The sequence below is a fragment of the Butyrivibrio hungatei NK4A153 genome (genome assembly GCF_000424465.1).
In the GTDB taxonomy this organism is placed as follows: domain Bacteria; phylum Bacillota; class Clostridia; order Lachnospirales; family Lachnospiraceae; genus Butyrivibrio; species Butyrivibrio hungatei_A.
The window spans coordinates 214,752-234,146 of sequence record NZ_KE384194.1 but is presented as its reverse complement, the minus strand read 5'-3'; the positions used below and the strand labels follow the sequence as shown (position 1 = coordinate 234,146).

At 41.1% G+C, this 19,395-nt stretch carries 13 protein-coding genes; 11 read left to right on the top strand and 2 right to left on the bottom strand.

All coding sequences use genetic code 11. From position 1 onward, the window contains the following. The first annotated feature begins 3 nt into the window (after positions 1-3). From G628_RS0111845 to dnaB, 8 genes are all read left to right on the top strand, one after another. Entirely contained in the window at positions 4-1,428 is a 1,425-nt protein-coding gene (locus G628_RS0111845; protein ID WP_027209228.1) for an MBOAT family O-acyltransferase, read from the top strand. Positions 1,429-1,463: 35 nt separating this feature from the next. Next, positions 1,464-2,471 (top strand): hypothetical protein, encoded by a 1,008-nt coding sequence (locus G628_RS0111840; protein WP_027209227.1) that lies wholly within the window; start codon positions 1,464-1,466, stop codon positions 2,469-2,471. A gap of 16 nt (positions 2,472-2,487) precedes the next feature. Next, on the top strand, positions 2,488-3,714 hold the full coding sequence (locus G628_RS0111835) for a M48 family metallopeptidase (RefSeq protein WP_027209226.1): 1,227 nt from the start codon (positions 2,488-2,490) through the stop codon (positions 3,712-3,714). A 61-nt stretch (positions 3,715-3,775) separates the two neighbouring features. Further along, positions 3,776-3,961, top strand: a complete 186-nt coding sequence (locus tag G628_RS0111830; RefSeq protein WP_155833805.1) for a hypothetical protein — start codon at positions 3,776-3,778, stop codon at positions 3,959-3,961. Positions 3,962-4,381: 420 nt separating this feature from the next. Next, positions 4,382-6,748, top strand: a complete 2,367-nt coding sequence (locus G628_RS0111825; protein ID WP_027209225.1) for a phosphoketolase — start codon at positions 4,382-4,384, stop codon at positions 6,746-6,748. A gap of 125 nt (positions 6,749-6,873) precedes the next feature. Next, complete coding sequence (locus G628_RS0111820; protein ID WP_026656521.1) at positions 6,874-8,931, top strand: DHH family phosphoesterase; 2,058 nt, start codon at positions 6,874-6,876, stop codon at positions 8,929-8,931. Then, positions 8,932-9,378 (top strand): 50S ribosomal protein L9, encoded by a 447-nt coding sequence (gene rplI / locus G628_RS0111815; protein ID WP_026656522.1) that lies wholly within the window; start codon positions 8,932-8,934, stop codon positions 9,376-9,378. Positions 9,379-9,381: 3 nt separating this feature from the next. Next, on the top strand, positions 9,382-10,725 hold the full coding sequence (gene dnaB, locus G628_RS0111810; protein WP_026656524.1) for a replicative DNA helicase: 1,344 nt from the start codon (positions 9,382-9,384) through the stop codon (positions 10,723-10,725). 114 nt (positions 10,726-10,839) lie between these two features. Here the strand turns inward: dnaB and G628_RS0111805 are convergent, their stop codons facing one another. Continuing rightward, a complete protein-coding gene (locus G628_RS0111805) occupies positions 10,840-11,010 on the bottom strand; it encodes a DUF362 domain-containing protein (protein ID WP_026656525.1) in 171 nt (56 codons plus the stop codon). 423 nt (positions 11,011-11,433) lie between these two features. Here G628_RS0111805 and nifJ point away from each other — a divergent pair, with 423 nt between their 5' ends. Next, complete coding sequence (gene nifJ / locus G628_RS0111800; RefSeq protein WP_027209224.1) at positions 11,434-14,964, top strand: pyruvate:ferredoxin (flavodoxin) oxidoreductase; 3,531 nt, start codon at positions 11,434-11,436, stop codon at positions 14,962-14,964. A gap of 78 nt (positions 14,965-15,042) precedes the next feature. Here nifJ and G628_RS0111795 read toward each other — a convergent pair whose 3' ends face one another. Beyond that, positions 15,043-15,840 carry an adaptor protein MecA gene (locus G628_RS0111795; RefSeq protein WP_026656527.1) on the bottom strand — a complete coding sequence of 266 codons (798 nt, stop codon included), beginning with the start codon at positions 15,838-15,840 and terminating at the stop codon, positions 15,043-15,045. A gap of 675 nt (positions 15,841-16,515) precedes the next feature. On the opposite strand from G628_RS0111795, the gene G628_RS0111790 reads away from it, so the two are divergent. Together G628_RS0111790 and G628_RS0111785 are read left to right on the top strand one after the other, a co-directional pair. Further along, complete coding sequence (locus G628_RS0111790; protein ID WP_051199181.1) at positions 16,516-18,333, top strand: glycosyl hydrolase family 18 protein; 1,818 nt, start codon at positions 16,516-16,518, stop codon at positions 18,331-18,333. A 1-nt stretch (position 18,334) separates the two neighbouring features. Further along, complete coding sequence (locus G628_RS0111785; protein ID WP_026656528.1) at positions 18,335-19,393, top strand: L-threonylcarbamoyladenylate synthase; 1,059 nt, start codon at positions 18,335-18,337, stop codon at positions 19,391-19,393. Positions 19,394-19,395 lie beyond the last annotated feature (2 nt).

Genomic DNA, 19,395 nt, shown 5'->3' with positions numbered 1-19,395 from the left:
TTTGTGGCATTTTCGTTGTACACTGCTGTCTTTTTGAGTATTGTGATAGCAGTTTTTTTTATGGTTCGAAAGGAAGCAAGACCGCTTGTGCTGCTTCTTTCGAGTATTTCGTATATATATCATCTTAATGAAAGAGCTGTAGTTGTGCTTTTGGTGACAACTGCTATTGTCTACGCTTTTGGATTACTGATTCAGTTTTTTAAAGATAAGAATAGAAACAGGGTAGCAGGTGCCTGTCTTTTTGCGTGCTTATTTCTTCTGGTTTTTTCATTGTCTTTTCTGAAGTTTTCATCCAGAATTCCGAGATTTTCAAATTTGATCATTCCGATTGGTTTTTCCTACTATGCGTTCCAGGCAATAGGATATATTGTTGATATTTACAACGGTAAGATACGTGCGGAAAAGAATATCATGTTCTTTGCGCTATATATGAGCTTTTTTCCTAAATTTGTAAGTGGACCCATAGAAAGAGAAGAAGATTTCGTGGCACAGGTAAAAGAGCTTAAAAGTGTCAGATTTCTGGATGAGCAAAGAATGTCCGAGGCTTTTGGATACATATTGTACGGATATTTTTTGAAACTTGTGGTCGCAGATAATCTGGGCGCTTTGGTGACTAAGTTGTTTAATGGTTACAGAGACAGTGGCAGTTTATGGCTTATGCTCGGATCGTTGTCGTACACCATGCAGATCTACTGTGACTTTGCGGGATATTCGGCGTTAGCTGTGGGAGTATCAAGGATTTTTGGAATCAATCTCGTTCAGAATTTTACGGCACCATATTTGGCTGTGAATATTTCAGATTTTTGGCGCAGGTGGCACAGATCTCTTAGTATGTGGCTTAGAGATTATGTTTATATTCCGCTTGGTGGAAACAGGAGAGGAGTGCTCAGACAGTGCATAAATGTGTCGATTGTTTTTATTTTATGTGGCATATGGCACGGGAATGGGCTTAATTTCCTGGTGTGGGGAATGCTTCACGGTATATATTCCGTCATTGATGTTTTGATCAGAAGGAAAAAGAATAGCGACAAGGATAAAAGCATTTTATCAGTAGTTAAGGGGCGCATTATTACCTTTTGCTGCGTTTCTTTTGCGTGGATATTTTTTGGAGCCAGTGGCCTTAAGACTGCCATTGAATACTGTATTGCCATGTTTACTGCGGGAAATGCGGGAACTACTTTTATCGCGCAGTACAATGAATTGTGTAAAGAGACGGCTCGAACAAATTTCTTATTGGTGTTCATTTTGATCGTTATATTGATGGATGTAATAAGCTATAAGAAAAATAAGCCATTTCCCGTTGTGCTGCAGGATTATGCCTGTGGTGTAAGGTATCTTATATATTATCTTATAATAATTGCAATTATAGTATTTGGCCTTTACGGACCGGGCTATAGCGCAAGTAATTTTATGTATATGAATTTTTGAGTTTTGTTGTGTATTGAAGTGGGGTAACGCATTATATGTTAAAAAAGAGGGCTTTACAGTTTTTTTTCATATGCCTGACAGTCTTTACTTTGTGGTATCTGGACGGCGTGTTTTGCATAAAATCGGAGCATGGGATAAATCAGGCAAGAGGGTTATATTATCAGCCCAGAAATACAATTGACGTGGTGATGATGGGCTCGAGTCATGTGCACTGCGATATAGATACGGGGCTTTTGTGGAATGAGTATGGTATAGCGTCGTACGATTACAGTGCTGCCGAGCAGCCGCTTTGGTGTACATATTATTATCTTAGAGAATTCTGTAAGTATCAGAAGCCGAAAGTTGTTGTACTTGACCTGTATTCTCCGGCAAGATTTAAGGACAATTATCAGTATACCTGGCTCAATCAGAATCTTAACGGAATGAGATTTTCATTTAATAAAATGGGGATGATCATTGACAGCGTTGAATCTCGCAAGATTAGCAGGATCTTTCCTGATTTTATAACATATCATGGAAGAGTTGATACACTTAAAGCGGAGGATTTTCTTTATCCGTTTACTGTAAGGAAGAAAATGCTGACTTTTAAAGGGTTTACGCCATATCTTAAGCGAGAGCCGCAAGAAGAGCCGGTCATTGATGAGACGGCAAGTGTAGGCGTGACCGTTAAGTCTGAGATATTCCTTACCAAGATTATTGAATATACGCTGGAAAATGATATCGAACTATTTCTTGTCGTGACTCCGTATATTACTTCTTCGGAGGATGAAAAAGTATATAATAGATTAGAAGAGATTGCCGAGTATTATGGAGTGCAGTTTAATAGTACAAATTATGACTACGGTGAGATCGGACTTGATTTTGAAAAAGATTTTAATGATGAATCACATTTAAATTACTGGGGAGCATATAAGTTTACCCATTATCTTGGCGAGGAACTTAAGAGGCGCTACGAGATTCCGGACAGAAGAGGCCAAAAGGGATACGAGTCGTGGCAAAGAAATTTTGAAGAGATTGCAGAGTATGTTAAAGAGAATACCTGACCCGGAGGAGTGAATAATGCTTAAGACAATAATTCTGATTTCTTTTTTCCTGAATAAGGGATTCGACGCAGTAATCAGATATCTTAATGATAAGCATCAGAAGGGAGAACTTCCCGAGAATGTAAGAGATGTTTATGATGAAAAAGAGTATGCGAACTGGAAAAACTACAAGGCAGAGAGCGGAAAACTATATACCATATGGAATATAGCCGATATAGTCTTTTTGGCGATTCTTTTGATATCAAATGCATATGCATGGGGATTTAAGGTACTTGAAGACTGCAATGTCTATGTACAGTATTTGATCTTTATATTCGTGCTTACGGCATTGTCTGAATTAATTGATGTGCCTTTTAAGTATTATGATACTTTCGTTATAGAAGAGAAGTACGGCCTTAATAAGTCTACGAAGAAGACATTTTTTGTTGATATGATAAAGAATATCCTCGTTGGAGGTATAATGTCATTCCTTATCATAGCGCTCACAATGTTTATATTTGAGGCCTTTGGCAATATGGCAATTTTGGTCGGCACTGTTGCAATGATGGTTATTATGCTTATTCTGAATTTGATAATAGTTCCGCTTATGAGAATTTATAACAAATTTACTCCGTTGGAGGATGGAGAATTAAAGAGTAAGCTCCTGACACTTTGCGAGAAATATGGAATGCGCGTCAGGAAAATCGTAGTGAGGGATGCAAGCAGAAGAACTACGACTTCGAATGCTTTCTGTGCAGGATTTGGAAAATTAAAGACCATATCTTTGGATGACAATCTTGTCAATAATTTTACCGATGATGAGATTGTTGCCGTATTTGCACATGAATTTGCGCATGCAAAATATAAGCATACCGTTAAGTCACTTCCGTTTTCTATGGTAAGAATACTGCTGGTATTTATAGCATTGTGGATTGTGCTAAATATTCCCGGTTTTTATACAGCGTTTGGTTTTGACGGAATCAATTATTTCTTCGCAGAGATATTGGTAACATTTATAACCTGGCCTGTTTCAAACGGACTCAATATAATATCCAACTATCTTTCGAGAAGGCATGAGTATCAGGCGGATGCTTTTGCGGCAAAAGAAGGTTATGGACATGACCTTGTTTCCTCGCTTAAGAGGCTTCATAAAGAGGCATTGTCGGATATCAATCCACATCCTGTAAAGGTTGTGCTGGATTATTCGCATCCAACGCTGTCGCAGAGAATTACAGCGATTGAGGGCGTTCAAAGCGGGGGCTGAATAATTAAGGTTTTTTGTTGACGTATACCATTGTGTGATCGGGGAAAGGATGGTGACGGTTATGTTTTTTGGAAAGAAAGATAAGGACGTGCGGATTACGGACAAACAGTACAAAGATCTTGTGGGTAACATGAGTAAGAGCGAACGCAAAGAGTTCGATCGTAAGCAGAAACAGCTTCAAAGAGAGAAGGATGATGACTGGCTTTTGGGAATGTTGTTTTTGACAGATGATTCTGATGATATCTAAATAATCGAAAATATAGAAGTGTTGAAAATAAACGTGGTTGCGATTTGCGCAATCACGTTTATTAAATATCTATAAAATAACGAAAAAACTCCCGAAAGTGTGATAAAATAAGGCGAATTCGTTACAGGGTTATATATAGCGGGAGCATTATTTGCGATTTCACGATTGCTATTTTATTAACGGAATGCATAACCATGCGGGTTACAAGGAACGGTAATGCGATATTTTTTTCACAATAGCAATAATTGATAAAGATTTAGCAATAATAATATAGTAAATGTTCTTCAAATAGCTTATCTTACAATAGAAATACCAACGACATGAGATTTTATAAAAGATATACAGAAGGTTGGGTATGGCACTTTGTATCGGCAATATATCATGTCGGTATGTAATTAATAATAAAGGGAGAGGAATAATATGAATCACATGGAAATTACTGATGAGTATTTAGGAAAAATGGACGCCTACTGGCGTGCAACTAATTATCTCGCAGCAGCACAGTTGTATCTTCTTGAGAACCCGCTTCTTCGTGAACCACTTAAGAAGGAGCATATCAAAAAGAAAATCGTAGGTCACTGGGGAACAGTACCCGGACAGAACTTTATCTATGTTCACCTTAACAGAGTAATCAACAAATATGATCAGGATATGATCCTTATTTCAGGTCCCGGTCACGGCGGAAACTTCTTCGTAGCCAATACATACCTTGAGGGATCATACAGTGAAGTATATCCTAACGTAAGCCGTGATATGGATGGCTTACAGAAACTTTGCAAGCAGTTCTCATTCCCCGGCGGTATCTCAAGCCACGTTGCTCCTGAGACTCCCGGTTCTATCCATGAGGGTGGTGAGCTTGGTTATTCTATCGCACACGCTTTTGGTGCAGTATTTGATAACCCTGATCTTATCGCTGCATGTGTAGTTGGTGACGGTGAAGCAGAGACAGGACCTCTTGCTACATCATGGCAGTCAAACAAATTCCTTAACCCCGTTTCTGATGGAGCAGTTCTTCCTATCCTTCATCTTAACGGATTTAAGATTTCTAATCCTACAATTCTTTCTCGCCTTTCACACGAGGAACTTGAGGCATTCTTCAAGGGTAACGGCTGGAAGCCTTACTTCGTTGAAGGAACAGATCCTAAGGAAATGCATCGTAAGATGGCTGAGACTCTTGATGTTGTTATGGATGAGATCAAGGCTATTCAGAAGAATGCAAGAACAACAGGTGATACAACAAGACCTGTATGGCCTATGATCGTTCTTCGTACTCCTAAGGGATGGACAGGACCTAAGTTCGTAGACGGAAACAAGATCGAGGGATCTTTCCAGGCACACCAGGTACCTGTAATGATGGATAAGCCTGAGCACCTTGATATCCTCAAGGAATGGCTCGAGAGCTACCATGCAGAGGAACTCTTTGATGAGAATGGACGTCTTATTCCTGAACTCGAGGAGCTCGCTCCTAAGGGAGACAGACGTATCGGTGCTAACCCTCATGCTAACGGTGGTAAGCTTCTTCACGACCTCAGACTTCCTGATTTCCGTGATTACGCTATCGATGTTCCCGCTCCCGGCACTGTTGAGAAGCAGGATATGATTGAGCTTGGCGGATATATCAGAGACGTATTCAAGCTTAACGATGAGCACAAGAACTTCCGTATCTTTGGACCTGACGAGACAATGTCTAACCGTCTTAACAAGGTATTCGAAGTTACTAACCGTGATTGGAACAACCCTATCGACAACGATACAGACCAGTTCCTTGCATCAGACGGACGTGTAATGGATTCAATGCTTTCAGAGCATATGTGTGAAGGATGGCTCGAGGGATACCTTCTTACAGGTAGACACGGATTCTTCGCTAGTTACGAAGCATTCATCCGTATTATAGATTCAATGGCAGCTCAGCATGCTAAGTGGCTTAAGGTTTGCAACGGTCTTTCATGGAGACAGCCTATTGCATCTCTTAACCTCCTTCTTACATCAAACGTATGGCAGCAGGATCACAACGGATTCACACACCAGGATCCCGGATTCCTTGACCATATCTCAAATAAGAAGGCAGACGTTGTAAGACTTTACCTTCCACCCGATGCTAACTGCTTGCTCTCAACAATGGATCACTGCTTGAAGAGCAAGAACTACGTAAATGCTATTGTAGCAAGTAAGCATCCCAGACCACAGTGGCTTACAATGGAGCAGGCTGTTAAGCACTGCACACAGGGTATCGGCATTTGGGATTGGGCTTCAACAGATACAGGAGAAGAGCCTGATATCGTACTTGCATGCTGCGGTGATACACCTACACTTGAGGCTCTTGCTGCAGTTGATATTCTCCACAGAGAGATGCCTGAAGTTAAGGTTCGTTTCGTAAACGTTGTTGACCTTATGAAGATGGAGCCTAAGAACAAGCATCCTCACGGACTTTCAGACGTAGAGTACGATACAATCTTTACAAAGGATAAGCCTATTGTATTTGCATTCCATGGATATCCGACTCTTATCCATGAGCTTACATATACAAGAACAAACAGAAACATCCACGTTTACGGATATCATGAAGAAGGAACAATCACAACTCCTTTCGACATGAGAGTTCAGAACAAGATTGACCGTTTCGACCTTGTAATCGCTATGCTTAACAACATGCCTCAGTTCGGCAACAAGGGCGCATTCCTCATCCAGAAGATGAGAGATAAGCTCGTTGAGCATAAGACATACATTCACGACATCGGCGTAGATATGCCTGAAGTTGCTGAGTGGAAGTGGACAGGTGTGAAGTAATCAATCACATTCTTCTGTGTATTTCAAATGATAATGGAGGCATCTGCGACGTATTGTCGCAGATGCCTTTTATGTTATAATAAAGATTGGAATGTCCAAAGAATTGCAGAAGAGGACCTAATAATATGGCTACTAAAAACAGAATTAAACTAAAAGGAAAATTAGTGACATATCTCAAAGTATTGGCATACTTGGGAGTACTGTTGCTTTTTGTAAATATTGCGGTATTTATTGTGGACGACTCTGCGGGTCTGATTCTTTTGATATTTACAGGATTTTATTTTGTTTCGGTCATGTACCTTAATTTCTACAACAAACCCATCATAATGAATGAGCTTATCAGCTTTGCGACACAGTATGGACAGATTCAGAAAAGGTTATTAAAAGACCTTGATCTTGCGCATGCCATTCTTGATGATTCGGGTAAGGTTGTTTGGGCAAATACAGCATTTGAAAAAGCGGTTCATATGGAGAAGGGACTTTATAAGAAAACTATCTTTTCCATTTTTCCGGGGGTTTCGGCGGATAAGTTTCCGGTTGATAATGAGGAAGTATCTTATAAGGTAGACTATGAGAGCAGCAACTTCACTATCAAGTTTAAGAGAATATCTCTTCATGAGATGGCGGTAAACAGTGACATAATAGATTCCAAGAGTTATGAGGGAAGCCTTATAGCCGTTTATCTGTATGATGAGACGGCACTCAGGCTCGCTATTCAGGAAGTTGATAATCAGTCGCTGGCAGCAGGACTTATCTACATAGATAACTATGAAGAGGCTTTGAACAGCGTAGAAGAGGTAAGAAGATCTCTTTTGACCGCTCTCATAGACAGAAAGATTAATAAATACATTGCATCAAGCAATGGAATATCCAAAAAGATAGAAAAAGACAAATATTTTGTTGTCATGCCTAAGAAGTCCTGCGAGACTCTTATCAAGCAACGATTTGATATTCTTGAAGACGTTAAGACAGTAAATATCGGAAATGAGATGGCTGTAACACTTAGTATCGGACTTGGCCTTGACGGTCTTTCATATGCGCAGAACTACGAGTTTGCGCGCAATGCCATAGACCTTGCTCTTGGTCGAGGTGGCGATCAGGCTGTTGTAAAGAGCGCGGACAGCACGTCTTATTACGGCGGAAAGAGCCAGACCATTGAAAAGAGTACTCGAGTTAAGGCGAGAGTTAAAGCTCACGCGCTTCGCGAGATTATTTCGGGAAAAGATACCGTTATCGTAATGGGACACAGAATGGGCGATGTGGACAGCTTTGGCGCATCTGTCGGTATTTACAGGATTGCAAGAACTCTGGAAAAGAAATGTCACATAGTTTTGAACGACGTGACAGCATCAATGCAGCCACTTGTTGACTTGTTTAAGAGTAATCCCGATTATGAAGACGATATGATAATCAACAATCAGCAGGCGATTGATATTGCCGGAAACAATACCGTTTTGGTAGTTGTTGATGTTAATAAACCGAGCATTACAGAGTGTCCGGAACTTTTGAGATTTTGTAAGACTATAGTTGTTCTCGATCATCACAGAGCGGGAACAGAAGTTATAGAGAATGCGACGCTTTCATATGTTGAGCCTTATGCATCATCTGCGTGTGAGATGGTTTCCGAGATTCTTCAGTACATCGGAGAGAACGTCAAGATTCACAACGAAGAGGCTGACAGCCTGTATTCGGGAATGATGGTAGATACCAATAACTTTATGAACAAGACGGGTGTCAGAACATTTGAAGCTGCTGCTTTTCTTAGAAGAAACGGAGCGGATGTTACAAGAGTAAGAAAACTGTTCCGTGAAGATGCAAATGAGTACAAGGCTAAGGCTGATGCAGTCAGTCAGGCAGAGATATATCGTGACAGATATGCTATCTCTGTTATGAAGAGCGATGATATACAGAGTCCTACAATAGTAGGCGCACAGGCAGCAAATGAGCTCCTTAACATCAAGGGTGTGAGAGCAAGTTTTGTATGCACTGATTATCAGAACAAAGTGTATGTAAGTGCCAGATCCATAGACGAAGTCAATGTTCAGGTCATTATGGAGAGACTCGGCGGCGGTGGCCATATGAGCTCTGCGGGATGCCAGATAGAAGGAATGCCGATAGAAGAGGCAGTTGATGTAGTTAAGGATGTAATTGATAAAATGATTGAAGAAGGAGAATTGTCATAAATGCAGGTTATATTACTTGAAGACGTAAAGAGTTTGGGTAAAAAAGGTGAGATCGTAAAAGTCAGCGATGGCTATGCAAAGAACTTTGTGATTCCCAAAAAACTCGGTGTAGAGGCTACACAGAAAAATCTTAACGAACTTAAGAATCAGCAGAAAAGAGATTCAATTTTGGCGCAGCAGCGTCTTGATGAAGCCAAAGCTTATGGCGAAAAGATAAGCAAAGAGACAGTACAGCTCACAATGAAAGCAGGAGAGGGCGGAAGAGTATTCGGATCCGTTTCCACAAAGGAAATAGTAACAGCTGCAAAAGCTCAGTTTGGATTTGATATTGATAAAAAGAAACTTCAGATGCCGGAACCTATAAAGTCATTTGGAACTTATGAGATTCCGGTCAAACTCCATCCTCAGGTTACTACTGTGTTAAAAGTGAGTGTAAAGGAACAATAAGAAATGGCAGAGGAAACTCTATTAAAGCGTGTCGCGCCCAACAGTCTGGAAGCAGAGCAATCTGTTGTCGGGGCGATGCTGATGGATAAAGAAGCAATAGAAATTGCGTCTGAGATTGTCAATCCGGACGATTTTTATAACAGACAGCTCGGGACGGTTTTTGAGACAATGGTAGAGCTCAACCGTGAAGGAAGTGCTGTCGATTTTGTCACGCTTCAAAACAGGCTCAGGGAAAAGAATGTTCCGCCGCAGGTCAGCAGTGCCGAATATATCGGAGAACTTGTTTCGGCGGTACCGACATCTGCGAATGTAAAGTATTATGCGCAGATTGTTGCGGATAAATCCACTCTCAGAAAATTGATCCGTGTAAGCGAAGAGACAATAAATACCTGTTATTCAAACTCTGAGAATATGGAAGGGATACTTAATGATGTTGAAAAGAGCGTCTTCCAGATCACACAGAAGAGAAATACAGGTGAGTTTGTTTCTATCGATCAGGTAGTAATGAACGCACTGAACCGTATCGAGCAGGCAAGTAAGATGAAAGGAAACGTTACAGGTCTTTCTACAGGTTTCCTTGATCTTGATTACAGCACAGCAGGATTTCAGCCTTCAGACCTGATACTTATCGCGGCCAGACCTTCAATGGGAAAAACCGCTTTTGTACTTAATATAGCAGAGCATATGGCTTTCCATGACAACAAATGTGTTGCGATATTCTCACTGGAAATGTCAAAGGAACAGCTTGTAAACAGACTACTTGCGATGGAGTCTCATGTTGATTCACAGCATATCAGAACAGGTAATATGTCTGATATGGACTGGGAGAATCTCATCGAAAGTGCAGATGTTGTAGGCTCTTCCAAACTCATTATTGATGATACTCCCGGTATCTCGATTCAGGAACTTCGTTCAAAGTGCAGAAAGTATAAGATGGATCATGGCCTTAATATAATCATGATTGATTACTTGCAGCTTATGACAGGAGGATCCGGAAGAGGCTCCGAATCGCGTCAGCAGGAAATATCGGATATTTCAAGATCTCTTAAAGCTCTTGCCAGAGAGCTTAATGTACCGGTTGTTGCGCTCTCTCAGCTTTCCCGTGCGGTCGAGCAAAGACCCGATCATAGGCCCATGCTTTCAGACCTTCGAGAATCCGGAGCTATCGAGCAGGACGCCGACATGGTAATGTTCATTTATAGAGATGATTACTATAACAAAGACACTGAGAAAAAAGGTGTTGCGGACATTATCATTGCAAAGCAGAGAAATGGCCCGATCGGAACGGTTGATCTTCTTTGGCTTCCCGAATTTACCAAGTTTGCGAACTTGGAGAAGGGGCATTGAGGCAGAAAAGATAGTGAGGCAAGCTCATAGGGCTAAAGCCAATCATTCGAAAATAAAAAAGAGCATTTATCCAAGTAACTTGGAAAATGCTCTTTATTATTTACTTGCTTGGCGTTAGCCCTGTGTGATAGCACCTACAGGACACTGAGCAGCACAAGATCCGCAGTCGATGCATGTATTTGCGTCGATAACGAACTGTGAGTCACCCTGTGAAATTGCAGAAACAGGACACTGAGCAGCGCATGAGCCACAGCTGATGCAGCCATCATTAATAACGTATGCCATAATAATCTCCTTCCATCATTAAATGCCATAAATAAAAGTAGTGTAGCAAAAAACGATTGGTATTTGCCATTACCAACCTTTGATACGTCTATATCATATAATAAGTAAAGCGTTTAAGCAATACAGTAAACGAAAACTTTTATCAATCAATAACGTTATATAATTAACAATTAACAGATAATAACGTTCGAAATGTACCGAAAACGAGTTTGTTAAAAAGTCGTCAAACCCTTGCTATCATTGACATCCAAGGTAATTTAATGATAGTATTGTTAATGGCAGAATACGAGTGAAAATTAGTCCGTCGCACTGTTTTCGGAGATGAAAGCTTGCTGACGGAATTTTTGCACTATTCCTTTTTTTTTAACACAATTTAATAAAAGTGCCAAAAATAATCCAAAATATAAGGTAGGAGGAAACAAAATGGCTAGAAACATGAAAACCATGGATGGCAACGAGGCAGCTGCATACGCTTCATATGCTTTTACAGAAGTTGCTGCCATGTACCCTATCACACCTTCATCTGTTATGCCTGAGCATGTAGATGAATGGGCAACAGCCGGAAAGAAAAATATTTTCGGTCGTACGGTTCAGATTACAGAAATGCAGTCTGAGGCCGGTGCAGCAGGAGCTGTGCACGGATCACTGGTAGTAGGTGCTCTTACATCTACATATACCGCATCTCAGGGACTTCTTCTTATGATTCCCGACATTTATAAGGTAGCAGGTGAAAGACTCCCCGGAGTATTCAACGTATCAGCACGATGTGTTGCTTCACATGCGCTCAACATTTTTGGTGATCATTCTGACGTTTATGCTTGCCGTCAGACAGGTGCCGCAATGCTCTGCGATTCAAGTGTACAGGAAGTTATGGACTTAACACCTGTTGCTTATTGTTCAGCTATCGAAGGACGCATTCCTTTCATTAATTTCTTTGACGGATTCCGTACATCGCACGAGATCCAGAAGATCGAAGTGTGGGATTACAAGGATCTTGACGAGATGGTAAATCACGAGGCAATTGATGCATTCAAGGCAAACGCTTTGAATCCCAATCATCCTTGCCAGATGGGCTCTGCTCAGAATCCCGACATTTTCTTCCAGACAAGAGAAGCTTGTAACACAGGCTATAATGAACTTCCTGACATCGTTCAGAAGTATATGGATAAAGTTAATGCTAAGATTGGTACAGACTATAAGCTCTTTAACTACTATGGAGATCCTAATGCAGAAGTAGTTATCGTTGCTATGGGTTCTGTAAACGATACAATCGAAGAGACAATCGATTACCTTGAGAAACAGGGCAAAAAAGTCGGCGTAGTAAAAGTCAGACTTTACAGACCTTTCTCAGCAAAAGCTCTTGTTGCAGCTATTCCTGATTCTGTTAAGAGAATTCAGGTTCTCGACAGAACTAAAGAGCCCGGATCATATCGCGAGCCTCTTGCTCTTGATGTTATCGCTGCTCTTAAGGGAACAAAATTCGAAAGCGTTCCGGTGTTCTGCGGACGTTACGGACTTGGTTCAAAAGATACAACACCTGCACAGATTGTTGCAGTATTTGAGAATACAGAAAAAGAAGAGTTCACGATCGGTATCGAAGATGACGTGACAAACCTTTCACTCAAGGTTGGTGCTCCTCTCGTTACAACTCCCGAGGGAACAACAAACTGTAAGTTCTGGGGACTTGGTGCTGACGGTACTGTTGGTGCAAACAAGAACTCTATCAAGATTATCGGTGACAACACTGACATGTATGCTCAGGCATACTTTGATTATGACTCTAAGAAGTCAGGTGGTGTTACAATGTCTCACCTTAGATTTGGTAAGACTCCTATCAAGTCAACATACCTTATCAAGAAGGCAGACTTCGTAGCGTGCCACAATCCTTCATATATCCGCAAGTTCAACATGGTTCAGGAAATTGTGGACGGAGGATCATTCCTTCTTAACTGCCCTTGGACAGTAGAACAGCTCGAGACTGAGATTCCCGGACAGGTTAAGAAGTTCATGTACGATCATAAGATCAACTTCTATATCATGAACGGTTCTAAGATCGGTGTTGAAGTTGGAATGGGACCTACAAGAATTAACACAATTCTTCAGTCGGCATTCTTCAACATTACAAAGATCATTCCTGAAGATGATGCAATTAAGTTCATGAAAGATGCAGCACAGAAGACATACGGTCGTAAGGGTGAAGATGTCGTTAAGAAGAACTGGGCAGCTATCGATGCCGGAGCAGATCCGAAGAACCTTATCAAGGTTGAGATTCCTGAGTCTTGGAAAGATGCTAAGGATGAAGGCCTTGACTTCAAGAAGGCTGAGGGAAGCAGAAAGGATGTTATCGACTTCGTTAATAATATCCAGACTAAGGTTAATGCTCAGGAAGGTAACAACCTTAAGGTTTCAGATTGTCTTCCTTACGTTGACGGTGCTACACCTTCAGGATCGGCTGCATACGAGAAGAGAGGCATCGCAGTTAATGTTCCTAAGTGGGATGCTACAAAGTGCGTAGAGTGTGGTTTCTGTTCACTTGTATGTCCTCACGCAGCAATCCGTACAGTTGCTCTTACAGACGACGAAGTTGCTAAGGCACCTGAAGGACTTCAGACTAAGGATGTTAATGGTGTACCCGGATACAAGTTCTCAATCGTTATTTCGGCTCTTGATTGCACAGGATGCGGATCTTGCGTAAATGTATGTCTTGGAAATAAGGCAGGCGAGACACTTAAGATGGGTGCTATCGCAGAGAATAAGGATGAGCAGAAGTACTTCGACTACGCTGTAACTCTTCCTGAGAAGAAAGATGTAGTTGAGAAGCTCAAAGCTACAACAATCAGAGGATCTCAGTTCAAGCAGCCTCTCCTTGAGTTCTCGGGAGCATGCGCAGGTTGTGGTGAGACACCTTATGTTAAACTTGTTACTCAGCTCTTTGGTGACAGAATGTACGTTGCAAATGCTACAGGATGTACATCAATCTGGGGTAACTCTTCACCTTCAACACCTTATACCGTAAATGCGGAAGGTCACGGACCTGCATGGGATAACTCATTGTTCGAGGATAACGCAGAGTTTGGTATGGGTATGGTACTTGCTCAGAACGCACTTCGTGATGCAATCAAAGAGCAGGTTGAGACTGTAGTAGCCGATGGCGGAAAAGCTAAGGATGCAGCTCAGAAGTGGCTTGATACATTCAGTAACGGTGCTGAGAATACAGCAGCTACAAATGAACTTATCGCAGCTCTTGAAGGCGACAATTCAGATGCAGCTAAATACATCAAGAAGAATAAAGACTTCGCAGCTAAGAAGTCACAGTGGATCTTCGGTGGTGACGGATGGGCATTCGATATCGGATTTGGTGGTCTCGACCACGTACTTGCTTCCGGTAAGGATGTAAACGTTCTCGTTGTTAACACTGAGGTTTACTCAAATACAGGCGGACAGTCATCTAAAGCTACTCCTACAGGTGCTGTTGCGCAGTTCGCTGCAGGTGGTAAAGAGATTAAGCAGAAGGATCTTGCTTCTATCGCTATGAGCTATGGATATGTTTACGTTGCTCAGATTGCTATGGGTGCTGATATGAACCAGACAATCAAGGCAATCTCAGAGGCTGAGGCATATCCGGGACCTTCACTTATCATCGCATATGCTCCTTGTATCAACCAGGGTCTTAAGGCCGGCATGAACAAGGTTATGGATGAAGAGAAGAAGGCTGTTGCTACAGGATATTGGGATATGTTCAGATTCAATCCTCAGGCAGACAAGAAGTTCACTCTTGATAGCAAACCTGCTACAGAAGACTTCCAGAGCTTCCTTGACGGAGAGGTAAGATACCTTTCACTTAAGCTCAAGAATCCTGAGAGAGCAGCAGAGCTCAATGCAAAAGCAGCTGAGCATGCTAAGGAGCACAGAGCATATCTTGAAAAACTTGTTTCTCTGTACGGAGATGAGTAATTCATAAGATAATAAGAAAGCCGGAGAAAATGAGAGATCATTTTCTCCGGCAATTTTATTTAGTAAAAAATTAGTCTGTCAAATTCTTGAAAGAGTCTGTACTGCGTTACCCTTTAAGACAATTGAGAAGTGCTCCGATAAATATTGTTCCTCGGCACTGCTTCCGATTTCGGCTGTTCCGTATTCTGTTAATAAGGAACAGATATTTTTGAAGAGATTATCTTCAAGATCACCCTGATGAAGGATCAGGTAAAACTTACCCTTTGTTTCATCTTTATATAATGTGTTTTCACCATTAAATTTTTTGCTTACAATAACCGCGAATTTGCTTGCTTCATGCAAAGAATCAAAGGAAAAAATCTGTATGCCTCTTCTGGTCGGTTGGCCTTTTTTTCTGACGCTTGAAGTCTTTTCCTTAAGTTTTTTTACATCTGATGAAGTGCTTCCTGCATTATAGTCCTGATACTCATTCAAGTTGCTGTGCTGCAGTCTTTTAAAGAGGGACGAAACGTCTGCTTCCTCATTTTCGTCGTAATCTGCTTCGCCATAATCCTCATATTCCTCATCATCTACGTCTTCTTCGTGAATAGAGGGGGCAAAATTGGAAAATCTTGTATCCAATTCCTCAGGATCATCTACTTTAGTGATTACAAGAACGATACATTCGGAATTGATCGGGATAGCCTCTATCATAAGCGGGGTATCTTCTGCATCAAAACCAAATGCAATATTTGCTTGCTGCATCATATCTTGGAAAAGTTCTTTTGCTTTGTCGGTACCATACGCAAGTTCTGTTATCTTAAGGTCGCGTTTCGCAAGGTCATCTCTGGTAAGCGTGCATCTAATCTGGTGATCGTTGACTTTTTCTATCTTCATGATGCGTTACCTCCTGACTTTGGAATACATAGATACTAATTTATTGAGTTTTCTATGTCAATAGATGTATCGACATATTTTAAAAATAAATTCGCATCTACATAAAATCTTAAGAAATTTCGACGGTAAATCTTAAGATTTATCTGTTATGATGGATTTTGTGAGATGCCTTTCGAGGATATAAATCCGGGAAGGAGGCGATTGAGGAATAATTTATCTACTAGTCTATGGTTCTGCGAATCTTCGCAGAATGTCTTACAGATAGTTTCAAAAATTAATCCCAAACAATTTTTACATCACAACAATCACAACAGATTGAGCATAAACAAAAGATATTGTTTACAATATCATTATACCATATATTTGCGCTGTATTTGAGCGTAGAGACAAGGGTTTGCGAAGTGGTATCTCATACATATTAATATACGTCAAATCATATTTGGAACGAAAAAATGGTTTAGCAGGGAATTGTCACAAAGTAAAGACCTTTTGGCTCTCGTTTCGGATAGAATGTCCCCAAAACAGCAATAAAAACATCAAATGAAATTTTTATAAAGAGGCACCCCGCCATAACATATACAATAAATAGTTAAATATATTGCTTTAGGGGACATTCATAATGACGTATAGTTAATAGTCTGTTATAATAGAGGGCGATTGTAAAGGAGCTAGATAATGACAAGAAGAAATACAAGACGAAGACCAAGCCCCAATTCCAGAAGGAGATCCGGGTCCGGATCAAGATCCAGAAGAGGATCTCGCAGAAGACCAAGAAGGAGATTCAATCCGGCGGTTTTTATAATCGCCCTTATTTTAATTTTAGGAGCAGTTTTCGTAGTTCAAAGTGGCGAAGATTTAGAGTCACTTGCTCATATGTTTTCATATAGTAATAAAAAAGCAGATCTCAAAGCCTATTTTGACATAAAGGGTAAAGATGATGTAGCGATCGTACTTGGTGATGAGTACATAGAGAAAAGAGCAAAGCTCTGGGACGGCGAGTATTACGTAGACCTTGAAGTTATTCGAAACAACATTAATCCTAAATTCTACTACAGTAAAGAAGACGGTACGCTGAAGTATACAACTCCGGATACCATCATTACATCGAATATAGGTGAGAATACCTGGACCGATTCAAAAGGCGGTTCGGGTGAAGAGAAGTTTGTTATTTCCAAAGAGGGAGATGATACCCTCTATGTTGCGCTTGATTATGTAAAACAATACAGTAATTTCGCATATGAAGCGTTTACTGAGCCCAATCACATTCAACTGACTGCGAAATGGGATGAACAGGCTGTTGCTACTATTGCAAGAAAGACTGACCTTAGAATAAAGGGCGGTCCTAAGAGTGATGTCATCAGAAAACTGAATAAAGGCGAGGATGTAGTACTTCTTGAAGAGTTTGAAAATTGGGTCAAGGTAAAGAGTGCCGATTCATTTATCGGTTATATTGAAAAAAAGAAACTTAAGGATCCCAGAAAGGTTACTCCTGATCCGGTTACAGACTATCAGGAGCCTGAATATACAAGAATTAAAAAGGATCAGTTGATAAATCTCGGATTCCATTGTATCGGATCTGAAGCCGGAAATGCGACACTTACGGATTGTCTTGCCAATACAAAGGGACTTAATGTAATTGCACCACAGTGGCTCTATATTGCAGAGGCCGATGGTACCGTAGGAAGTATCGGTTCTGCTGATTATGTCAAGCAAGCTCATGAAGCCGGAATGGATGTATGGGTAGTCTTTGATGACATGAGAAATAAGGAAAACTTTAAGCTTATGGACCTTCTTCCTTATGCAGAGAAGAGAGCTAAGATTATAAAGGAAGCTTTGGCTCAGGTTACTCTTTTGGGAGCGGATGGCTTAAACCTTGACTTTGAGAGTATTTTACAAGAAGAGAAATCTCAGCCGTTTATCGAGTTTGTAAGAGAAATGTCAATCGCGTGTAGATCACAGGGAATAGTTTTTTCTATAGATAACTATTATCCTATCTACAATAAGTTTATGAACATAAAAGAACAGGGGATAGTTGCCGATTATATCGTATTGATGGGATATGATGAGCATACGGACGGAAGTGCTGAGCCGGGACCTGTTGCGTCCATTGGCTTTGTTGAGCAGGGTATTGACCTGGTACTTCAGGATGTGGATCCTTCGAAGGTAATTAATGCAGTACCTTTCTATTGCCGTGCTTGGAAGGAAGGAGACGGAAAATATAACAGTGTTGTTCAGCATATGAATAATGTGCAGGATTTCCTTTCGACAAACGGAATATCTGTTTCATGGGATGAAGAAACAGGCCAGAATTACGGCGAAGGAACTTCAAAAGACGGCACTAATTATAAAATCTGGGTGGAAGATACCCAGTCTCTGGCAAAGAAGCTGGAAGCAATGAAAGCAAGAAATCTTGCAGGAGTCGCAGAGTGGGCAATCGGATTTGAAACAAGTGATGCCTGGGATGTAATCGCAAGTTATACAGAGGGACAGTAAGTTGGAAACTGAGCTGGTAGTAATAGATGAGAATAATATCAATGCCGAGGCTGAGAATGCGATAAGGCACGCCGGAGAGATCATTAAACGCGGCGGACTTGTGGCATTTCCGACTGAGACAGTATATGGTCTGGGCGGAGATGCCCTTAACCCCGAATCTTCAAAAAAGATATATGCGGCTAAGGGAAGACCATCTGACAATCCGCTTATAGTCCATGTTGCAGATATAAAAGATCTTGAACTTATAACAGAGGGAGTCTCGGAAGCGGCAAGAAAGCTTGCTGACGCGTATTGGCCTGGCCCTCTTACCATGATAATGAATAAAAGCGACAAGGTACCGCTTGAAACAACAGGTGGTCTTGGTACGGTGGCTATCAGAATGCCGAACAACAAGATCGCGCTTGAGCTTATTAAGGCTTCAGGCGGATATATTGCGGCACCGAGCGCAAATACGTCGGGACGTCCAAGTCCTACGGTTGCAAGATACTGTGTAGAAGACCTTGATGGCAAGATAGATATGATAATCGACGGCGGACAAGTAGGAATAGGACTTGAGTCTACGATCGTCGACCTTACATCTGATGTTCCAATGATCTTAAGACCGGGATATATAACTGCGGATATGATAGAGAAGGTACTTGGCAAGGTCAGCATAGATAAGACTATTATAGACAGTTCTTCGACACTTAAGCCCAAGGCGCCGGGAATGAAGTACAAACACTACGCACCAAAGGGAACTCTTACTATAGTAAGCGGACCTCAGGACAAGGTTGTCGAATATATAAACGGCGAGACCGATAAGGCAAAGAAAGAAGGCAAGAGGACCGGAGTAATAGGAACCGATTCAACGACTTCTTTATACAACGCTGATGCAGTAAAGAGCCTTGGAAAAAGAGAAGATGAAAATACAATAGCGCATGAACTTTTCAAGGCACTCAGAGAATTTGACGATGAAGGCGTAGATGTTATGTTTTCTGAATCATTTGATGACAGCGGAATAGGACAGGCAATTATGAACAGGCTCTTAAAAGCCGCAGGACATAATGTGGTATCCTTATAAAG

Excerpts from the sequence above, each read along its gene's own strand:
- G628_RS0111840 (WP_027209227.1), top strand. The coding sequence starts at position 1,464 with ATGTTAAAAAAGAGGGCTTTACAGTTTTTTTTCATATGCCTGACAGTC.
- G628_RS0111835 (WP_027209226.1), top strand. The coding sequence starts at position 2,488 with ATGCTTAAGACAATAATTCTGATTTCTTTTTTCCTGAATAAGGGATTC.
- G628_RS0111830 (WP_155833805.1), top strand. The coding sequence starts at position 3,776 with ATGTTTTTTGGAAAGAAAGATAAGGACGTGCGGATTACGGACAAACAG.
- G628_RS0111825 (WP_027209225.1), top strand. The coding sequence starts at position 4,382 with ATGAATCACATGGAAATTACTGATGAGTATTTAGGAAAAATGGACGCC.
- G628_RS0111820 (WP_026656521.1), top strand. The coding sequence starts at position 6,874 with ATGGCTACTAAAAACAGAATTAAACTAAAAGGAAAATTAGTGACATAT.
- rplI (WP_026656522.1), top strand. The coding sequence starts at position 8,932 with ATGCAGGTTATATTACTTGAAGACGTAAAGAGTTTGGGTAAAAAAGGT.
- dnaB (WP_026656524.1), top strand. The coding sequence starts at position 9,382 with ATGGCAGAGGAAACTCTATTAAAGCGTGTCGCGCCCAACAGTCTGGAA.
- G628_RS0111805 (WP_026656525.1), bottom strand. The coding sequence starts at position 11,010 with ATGGCATACGTTATTAATGATGGCTGCATCAGCTGTGGCTCATGCGCT.
- nifJ (WP_027209224.1), top strand. The coding sequence starts at position 11,434 with ATGGCTAGAAACATGAAAACCATGGATGGCAACGAGGCAGCTGCATAC.
- G628_RS0111795 (WP_026656527.1), bottom strand. The coding sequence starts at position 15,840 with ATGAAGATAGAAAAAGTCAACGATCACCAGATTAGATGCACGCTTACC.
- G628_RS0111790 (WP_051199181.1), top strand. The coding sequence starts at position 16,516 with ATGACAAGAAGAAATACAAGACGAAGACCAAGCCCCAATTCCAGAAGG.